Origin of the sequence: Mesorhizobium sp. M5C.F.Ca.IN.020.29.1.1 (genome assembly GCF_003997375.1) — a bacterium.
GTDB lineage: Bacteria > Pseudomonadota > Alphaproteobacteria > Rhizobiales > Rhizobiaceae > Mesorhizobium > Mesorhizobium wenxiniae.
The window spans coordinates 1-8,139 of the sequence record NZ_RZSW01000266.1 but is presented as its reverse complement, the minus strand read 5'-3'; the positions used below and the strand labels follow the sequence as shown (position 1 = coordinate 8,139).

Sequence of the window (8,139 nt, the reverse complement as noted above, 5' to 3'; positions counted from 1 at the left end):
GGTGATTTATCGCGACACCTGGTCGAAGGAACTGCCGCAGGGGGCGGAGATTTTCCTGCTGCCGAGGTTGGCTGGGGGATGATGGGGGACCTGCCTCCCCCTCGCCTAGCATCAAGGTCTCGAACGTCGTGGATCGGGCCGCAAGCGGACTGGCCGCTTTCAGGTTGCGAATGCGGAAAGCTGCCGAACTAGGACAGCTACAATGAACCTACTGCTTTTGGTTCCGAGCCGTGCTGCTGGCTCCACAACCCCAAAAGCTTTTGGTTGTCCGATAGCCAGAAATTGCCGTCGGGCATCACTGCGGTGTGGATGGTGTCGTTCACTGGATGCGCAACGTCTGGAGCGACCCATGAAAACAGCCTCTCCGCAACTAGCCGATCTGCGAATACCTTGAGATCAACCCCCGATTTCGCCGCCGCATCTAGTAAGCTCGGTTCATTGAGATCCAGCCCGCCAAGGCTCATGGCCATACCGAAGATTACGTACTCTGCAAGCGTGACGGCTACGGGCTCCCACGCTTCTTGCTCAACGTACTATAGTGGAACATCCAGCCCCGGACTGATCCTTTTATTACGACCTCGCCAGCCAAGAGCGGCGCGATGACCTCTTTTGTCAGGCTGTCATCGACAGGAAACTGTGCTTTGAACTCGTTCCCGAGGCGCGTCCAGATCAGTTCGAGCAGAAGTGCGAAAGGCGCTGTGCGGGTGGAGCCGAACAGATTCCAACGGCCATCATTTCCCACCGGTGAGACGAACGGGTGGCCATTCATCTTGAGGATCGCGTTCTTACGGCAAATAATGAGGTTTGGAAGTACCGCAGGCCCCGCCACACCTCCGGGCGCGTCCCGCAGGGCGTCCAGGAAACCTTTCCGAAGACCTGTCTCATCTGCGTATCCCTCATAGCCGAAAACAATTCTAACTGGCGCCAACTGCTCATGGGCAATGGTCCGCAAGATCTCTCCCCCAACCCCTTGGAAGTCTTCCAGCTCTCTGGCCGATGGAAAACGCCCCATGAGACGTGCAAACGCGTCCTTGGACGGGCCGATTTTCACCTTCTTTCGTTTTGAGGCCATCAGCTCTTTCTGCTGGAGCGAAATCACGCGCATCTTTTCGATGCTATCGACAAGCTGGTTTCCAAAGAGGGTCTTCTTGACCTCGAATAGGGCAAGAACGTCTTCGATTGGCCAGATCCACTGATTGGTCTTGGGTATCCGTTGCCCCTTCTCCCCCATCACCAACATAGCATCGGTCTGATGGCCGAGTTTTCCATCGACACCGAGCACAAAGCCGTCCACCAGGCGAACGTTGAGCTCGCCTGGAATGGCGCGCTCGAGAAGCTCTCGGGTCAGGCCCTCGTACATATCGCCGATCGTCGGACCATGCGTCACGGACTGTTCGGAGAGGATGGCAGCTTCCTTTTCCTGAAGCTTCTCGAGAAAATCAGCGAAGGATGTGATCATAAGGTCTCGGTAACCCGTCAGCCTGCCGCCCGCGAGAACGGCGCTGTCTTGAAAGATGCTGTGATAGGGCTTTTCAGGCATATTTCGCGAGGTCACTCCCTCGTTCAAGCGCTTAGTAGCGGTCAGGTGGCCCGACTTTTCGAGGAAGCGGAGCATCGACCGCAATGGTCGCTATCGATGAGAGTTCCGGTTGAGAGAATTTGCTAAGCAGCAGAAACATCTCGCGGACATGCTGGGCAAGCGACTGAGGGTTCCACTCTTTGTGGGCGCTCCACAACGCGAAGAAGTGGCTTCCCGGAAATAATAGCGTCGACCTGTCGCTCGAATTCTTGCCGCTCCAAGGCGTACATCCCACCGCGAGCTCCCTCGAAGCCGCAGTTCCATGCCGCAAGCGCTTGCCCGTATCGCAGAGCGCTCGCAATTCGCAGTTCTCCGCCTTGTTTCAGCCCTTCGACCCCCTTGGAAGCGGCGGCAGTCAGGAAGCCGGCGGTGCACCAATCGCCCGAGCCGCAGGTGTCGACCAGCCGCGGAGCCGGCAGAGGGGGGAGGCTCAGCCAGCCGGAGGTTTCACCCGCTAGGCGATGCCGATAACGGAGGCCTTGCGAGCCGAGAGTTTGAATTTCAACCAAGGTCGCTCGAGAGCCAATCATCGGCCCGCCGGCATCTGACAGGCGCTGATCCGAATATTTGACGACGTGTGCGATTTGAAGCGCCTCTTCGAACAGCTTTTCATCCGATCTTCCAGAAGGTTCGAATACAACAACTGCTCCAGAGCGAGCCGCCTCAGCCGCCAGAGAGATAGCTGCGCGCGACACCCGATCAAGGAAGAAAACAGAAGACTTGGAGAGCGCAGGCAGGATGCCTTCGATCGCATCCTGCGTGACCGGCCGGTAGCTAGGAAGACGCTTACCGCAATGGGGGCATGTCCAGAGAAAGCGATGCGTAGGAGAGCCGTCGCGCGCGCGCTTGATCTGCTGAATGATGATCGGGGTATGGCCGGTCGGTGCGCAATCGGTAAAGTCCAGGTGCACGCCCCATTTCGCGAGATCCACGCGAACGCGTTCAGAGGCCGGATCGCCGTTCATACGGGCGATCGGATAAGCGTCCCAACCGAGATAGCTCATGATTGCCAAGATATTACCGCAGGTTCCACCAGCCCAAGAATGAACGGGTGTCTGGCTGTCGATACCAATGACAAGATCGAGGGCGATCAGACCCGTACCAAAAACGCCGGGCTTTTCGGTCATGGTGGTCATTGATTTAGTCCTTTCTTCAGCCTGGTGCGAGGCTGCGGGTAAACGTCTCCCTCCAACCAGACATGAATGAGATGCGGTGCCGAAGTCTGTGGATCCGCCGACGGCTCGAAACCATAACCTATCGACTCCAGGTAAGCGACCGGTAAATCCCTCTCCAGGGCAGCCATCAGCGCCCCCAGCGACATGACCTTCGTTCCAAGGGGCGACAGGATGAGGATCGAACCGCCAGCGTCGCGGAAGACCGGTTTGCGTAGATCATCCAGGCGGAGGATCGTCCGGTAGAGATGCAGTGGATCTTGCTCATCCGCGTAGACGACATCGCGCGCGTCAACCTTCCAAGCGCTTTCGAACTCGACGATATATTCCTCGGCCAGCATGTCACCGAGCCGAGGGTCTCGGGCCGGGAACGGCAGGATTGGGCAGGTGTCATGGGGCACAACGAAGTCGTGGACGCGTGACAGGGCTTGCCGTCGTCCTTTTGCAAGCTGTGGAAGCCACAGCTTTGCCGCCTTGGCTGCAGCATCGAGTGTGAGACCGCCTTTGAACCCATGAACGTATCCCGGCGCGTCACTTGAAATCGAGGAGATTTGAGCATCAAGGCTCGGATCATGCGCCACGAAAAGATGGAGATTCCTCGGTCCTCTCCCACGATCGATGAGCTCAACGAAATACCTGATAAGCGGAAAGGCGGTTCCAACTGACAGAGCGCTGATATCGACAACCACGTCGGTTACGTCTGTCAGATCCTGGCGAGACGCTGCCATGGCGACATTCCTGCCCCCGATTACCGCGCCATCGGCACCAAAGATCTCGACCGGGACGATCTCGTGGTTCGGTATCGCCGCCTTGAGCCGCTCGATGTTTTCTTCCGCCCGGCGGGTCAGTTCCGCATCTGGATTTGGCCTGCTCTCCCGTACGAATAGAGCCTTCAGGTCCGCTCCGCCAGTTGCCAGCCGATCTACGACCTGGGTTGCCCTCGGGTCGAAACCCGCACCGGCGATCAGCAGCGTCTTGCGTTGTTTCTCGGGGAAGTACTCCGCAACGAAGCGCTCGGCCTCAATGCCGTCATGCGATACACAGGGGTCCCATCGCCAGTTTCGGGCCATCACGAAGCCTCTTCTGTCAAACGCACAAGGTCATGGACGCGTCTCTCGAGGAACCCGCCTCTTTTCAAGGTCAGCCCGTTTCGGATTAGAAGGACGCCTGAGAGCTCAACAAGACACCAATTCCGGTTTTTGGCACTATGGTTCGGGATTAGCACGAAGGCGTTGTATGCCACCCCGAACTGCAGGATCTTTGCCAGATCCGGATATTGCTTTGGAATCTGGTCGAACTCCTCTTGGGGAATGCCGAAGGCGTTCGCGCCGCCATTCAACGACGCATTCCCTTCAAGGCTCTTGGCTATGCACTGATCGGCGATCCCCTTTGACAATCGCCGCACCAGATGATGGAGCGGGAAATCCCAACCACGTATCATCTCGTCGGCGCGAGCTCGCAGGAGGTTATGCTGAACCTGGCTTGAGAGCGTCGGGGATTTTGATCGGATGAGCTGCGTCTCCGACTGCGCTACGAGCCGGGCCGCGAGGTGAAGGAACTGTTCGGCATTCTCGGAGCTCGCGTCGCACAACGCGTCAATGCCGTAGTAGTACGGACGATCAAACTGATGAAGCAGATGAATCTTTGCGCCGTCTGCCACTGCTGAGCCGGCGGTCAGCGGCCGTGATGGTTCCCCCTCCACCTCGGGCTCATCTTCAAACAGACCGCGTTGGGGAGTTCGGTTCGCGTAGCGCTCAAGGAGGATAGAGAGTATCGACAGCTTCAGATCGTCGGAATTCTCCCCGGCTTTATCGAGATAGTCGGCGACCTCGCGTTCAAGATTTGCTCGACGCTCGGCAGTGATGGAATACCGGCGTTGGGTGGCGTCGACCTTCTTCGCCAATTTCTCAGCCTTGGAGGGAGGCAGCGTGTCCACATGAGTTGAAAGCAGGTCGCCAAGTGTGTTGAGGCCTCTCCGATTGAAGACCTCCATCTGGCTGAGATATCGTCCCGCCATGTCTTTTGCCATCTTGCGGAATGCGCGACGCTGATTTGCACGGCCCTCGCTGCTTTGCATCCAGATAGTCGTCACCTCTCTGGCACGCTTCAGGCCTGGCTCTACCTCTTCGAAAACATTCTGCCCTTCGATCAGGACATCTGAGGGCGCGAGAGCATCGAGGCGGGTCAGGATCCATCTCGCGACGCGCAGCTCGCGGCGCGCAAGCCACCGCTGGAGGGCCAAAAGCTGGCTCGGGTGCAAATAGTGTGCGTCGTCGAATACGACGAGGGGGGTAACCTGGAGAGATTGGTTCCCGTCATTCACCCTGAAGGCGTCAATGACGTCGAGAGGACGATAAGCCGTGGCAGCTGCATCTTGTTCGACCTCATCTATTTCCGGGGGCACCAGTGCCGCCGAAATCTCATAAATCGCAGTTTCCATCGCGCGCGCGCGGCTCTGCAGCCCAACACCGTTGGTTCCTCCAATGGCTTCGAGCGCTGCATCCGCGTCAGGTCTTGCGACAATCTCGATATCTTCCAACGCGATCCCGGCCGCCTGAGCGTCTCTAAGCCAAGCCAGCACAGCCCGCGCCTGAAGCAACGCAACGGTGAGCGAGGCCTTCAGCGTGTCGGGATAAGGGAATTCCCAGAACTCGCGATACTCGCTTTCGAGCGAGATCCGGCAGCCGATGACGGCAGGGTGCCCGTCTTTAATTGCGTTACACGCTGAAAGGCCATCGATGAGATTTTTGTAGGTCTCGAACCCTCGATTTCGCAGAAGAATACGTAGCGTCGAGAACTTGAAGAGGCGTGCCAGTGTGGTCTTGCCACTTCCAGGCGTTCCGATGACCATTGCAAGGCGGTCGTAAAGCCTTCCCTCCTGGGCGGGCTTCTCAAAGAACGTGGAGAGAGGTTCCGGCGTTACGACGGCCAGAAATGCCTCGTCCTGCTGGAGATACTCCGTTGCGCGTTTCTCAAACGGATTTACCAAGCCTCACCTATACATGTCTTTGCCGGCGCCGAAACAGCGGGCTCATCGGAGGAGCGTCTACGCCGCCTTCGCGTTTGCCACCGTCAGTCTCTGCCCATAACAGCGCTACGGAATTGTTCGGGGTGTTATGATCCAGGATTACAGGGAGAGCACATCCGCCGTAACCTAGGCCCAGATGCGTCACACCACCGACGTCGGTGTGTTTTGTACGGATCGAAGGATCGTAATACGCCTTCGTCAACTCGATGAAGTCGCCAAAATCATTTCCCGGTGCATCGATCGGAAGCTCGGCTGGCAGGACAGTCCCAAACGAGAAATGCACGTCCGATGCCCAGCCTTCGGATTGTAGTGCCGATCTCGCTTGCGATTCCCGCTCGACCATAATTGAGGCGGCGGCGTTCGTGCCAATGTAGTGGTGGATACAGAGGTACCAATTGTCAGCGAATATCTGCTTGCCATCAAGATTCTTCCTAGCAAGCTCTATCGATTCCTTGAATTTTGTCAGTTTCCCTGACCATTTCTCCTTCTTCTCGTTGTACCGAAGGAAGGAGGTACCCGTCCCCATGAAGTCGTCAATGAGATAAACAAGCTTGAATTTTGCATCCTTTTCTTCAAGCTCGTCTTCGAGATTTTCGAGAAGATCTTGCCACTTCTCAGTATCCAGCTGCGTGGACACCACAAGCTGCTCATTGGTCAGGAGCCCGGCATTACTGTGGCGTAATCCATCAATCCGAGCCCCGTCGCTCAACCCCATAAAGAGTGTCTGCCGGCGCAAGCGTTCAACGGATTTTCTCGCTTCAACGTCAGCATAAACCCGATATGGGGGAATACCACGCTCGGCCGCGACCATCCGCACGAGTCTGTCACGCACTATCTTCGGATAAAGCTGTTCGACCAGCCTCTGCATCTCGCTCGGCCCCACATAGACAAGCGCATTGCGGACGAAGCCGTAGGCGGAATTTCGCTCATTCGGGGTCTTGAACTGCTGCAGCCAGGTTGCGAGGCTTTCAATGAAACGCATGCCGGCCTGAAAGTCGCGGTAGCCATCATATTTCAAACGAGCCATCAATCGAAGCCAATCGAATTCCTTGCGTGCTTCGTCATCGCTCCATAGCATGATTTCGCCGAGGACCCTCAGGCCGAGATCTTCATTCACCGGAAAGTCCCTTTACGAAATCGTAGTCCGCCATCGACCGCTTCAAGCGCGGCGAGGTAGTTTTGCGTGACCGCTATTCCCCTTTGGCCGGGTTCAGCGAGATTCCAACACGTCACTGGGTCGACGCTGACTTCGTCGACGCTGAGCCCCATCGCGGCATTCAACAGGTCATAGTCATTGCCGGGCCAGCGACCCCGATCACCGATTGTAAGGATCTGGCGGTCTGGGCATATCTCTTGAACGTAGCTCACGACGTTGGTCTTGGTGACACCGCTTGCGATGATGTCCACTGAATGACTTGACCTAGTCACGATCGCGTCCCTGCAACCAGTGCGTAGGATCAGCTGATGGGCGATATCCCAAAGTCTGTTCTCGGCCATGAACTGGCGCGGCTCTAGAGTAATTTGGTAGCGTCTGTTCGTCTGCTTAGCCGACCCGCTCAGCTCATCGCTCTTGGCGAAAGCTTCAGCCAGTTCCTTGAGTTCCGGGCAAATCTCATCGGTTCCATCGGGCACCCCATCGTCACTGAGCGCTCCGATCATCGCGCCATTATAATATCCGACGACCACCCGGGACCAAAGTCCTTCGGGAAGAACTGTTCTTAGGTCTTTCCTGACAGAAACCCCTCGGCCGGTGGCGATGGCCAGGGTCGCGCTACTGTTTGCAATCTTCTCCAATTCGACGACGATTTCGGGGCGCGCGGGATGGAACCGGTGGCGTGTATCGACGATGGTACCGTCGTAATCGAGAACCAGGCCGCCGAAAATTGTCGTCTGGAGCTGGTCGACAAAGGTTTGGAGGGCATCTTGCCAATGGGAAAGCGTTCCCCGCTCGACAAGACGTTGGATTGACTCCCCGGTCTTGCGCTCGATCGCGGCGTTGGCGCTTTTCTCGCGAATCTCGGCGACCTTCTGCCGGCCCTTACCCGGAAGCTTGAGATGGTAGAGCTTACGACCGAAATCCGGGACGCCCGGCTGTCCGGGATCTATGCCGCGCGCAAGACCCGCCCAACCAGTGAGGTGAAGCGCCGCAAGCAACGATCCCAGAAGCGCGGCAGGCTGCCTGCCTTCGATCTTGAGCCTCGCGATAGGGATGTCCGCGGGAATAAGATCCAGCGTTCGATCGGCGATCGCCCGATCCTCATCAGTGATGAACGCAAGAATCGCCGTGTCATGGCCGCGCTTGGCGAGCCAGTGGTGGCGGCCATGGGCAAAATTTCTATAATCGGCGGGTTGCACGATAC

The 8,139-nt window shown here is 57.3% G+C and carries 6 protein-coding genes and 2 pseudogenes; 1 reads left to right on the top strand and 7 read right to left on the bottom strand.

The features are described 5' to 3' along the window. Positions 1-82: pseudogene (locus EOA85_RS39135) on the top strand (MoaD/ThiS family protein); the annotation flags it as partial. A 115-nt stretch (positions 83-197) separates the two neighbouring features. On the opposite strand, the gene EOA85_RS20505 reads toward EOA85_RS39135, so the two are convergent. The 7 genes and pseudogenes from EOA85_RS20505 to EOA85_RS37610 all read right to left on the bottom strand — a co-directional run. Continuing rightward, positions 198-470: a hypothetical protein gene (locus EOA85_RS20505; RefSeq protein ID WP_127210958.1), complete on the bottom strand. Its 273-nt coding sequence runs from the start codon at positions 468-470 to the stop codon at positions 198-200. Between the two features lie 32 nt (positions 471-502). Then, positions 503-1,540, bottom strand: a complete 1,038-nt coding sequence (locus EOA85_RS20500) for a DUF6602 domain-containing protein (RefSeq protein ID WP_127210957.1) — start codon at positions 1,538-1,540, stop codon at positions 503-505. Between the two features lie 122 nt (positions 1,541-1,662). Then, complete coding sequence (locus EOA85_RS20495) at positions 1,663-2,715, bottom strand: PfkB family carbohydrate kinase (RefSeq protein WP_127210956.1); 1,053 nt, start codon at positions 2,713-2,715, stop codon at positions 1,663-1,665. Next, on the bottom strand, positions 2,712-3,821 hold the full coding sequence (locus EOA85_RS20490; RefSeq protein WP_127210955.1) for a hypothetical protein: 1,110 nt from the start codon (positions 3,819-3,821) through the stop codon (positions 2,712-2,714). The genes EOA85_RS20495 and EOA85_RS20490 overlap by 4 nt, the downstream gene beginning before the upstream one ends. Next, complete coding sequence (locus tag EOA85_RS20485) at positions 3,821-5,740, bottom strand: hypothetical protein (RefSeq protein ID WP_127210954.1); 1,920 nt, start codon at positions 5,738-5,740, stop codon at positions 3,821-3,823. Before EOA85_RS20485 ends, EOA85_RS20490 begins: the two co-directional genes overlap by 1 nt. Before the next feature lie 7 nt (positions 5,741-5,747). Beyond that, a complete protein-coding gene (locus tag EOA85_RS20480; RefSeq protein WP_127210953.1) occupies positions 5,748-6,896 on the bottom strand; it encodes a hypothetical protein in 1,149 nt (382 codons plus the stop codon). Next, positions 6,893-8,139, bottom strand: a pseudogene (locus tag EOA85_RS37610) (sucrose-6-phosphate hydrolase); the annotation flags it as partial. The gene EOA85_RS20480 and the pseudogene EOA85_RS37610, both read right to left, overlap by 4 nt.

Excerpts from the sequence above, each read along its gene's own strand:
- EOA85_RS20505 (WP_127210958.1), bottom strand. The coding sequence starts at position 470 with ATGGCCATGAGCCTTGGCGGGCTGGATCTCAATGAACCGAGCTTACTA.
- EOA85_RS20500 (WP_127210957.1), bottom strand. The coding sequence starts at position 1,540 with ATGCCTGAAAAGCCCTATCACAGCATCTTTCAAGACAGCGCCGTTCTC.
- EOA85_RS20495 (WP_127210956.1), bottom strand. The coding sequence starts at position 2,715 with ATGACCACCATGACCGAAAAGCCCGGCGTTTTTGGTACGGGTCTGATC.
- EOA85_RS20490 (WP_127210955.1), bottom strand. The coding sequence starts at position 3,821 with ATGGCCCGAAACTGGCGATGGGACCCCTGTGTATCGCATGACGGCATT.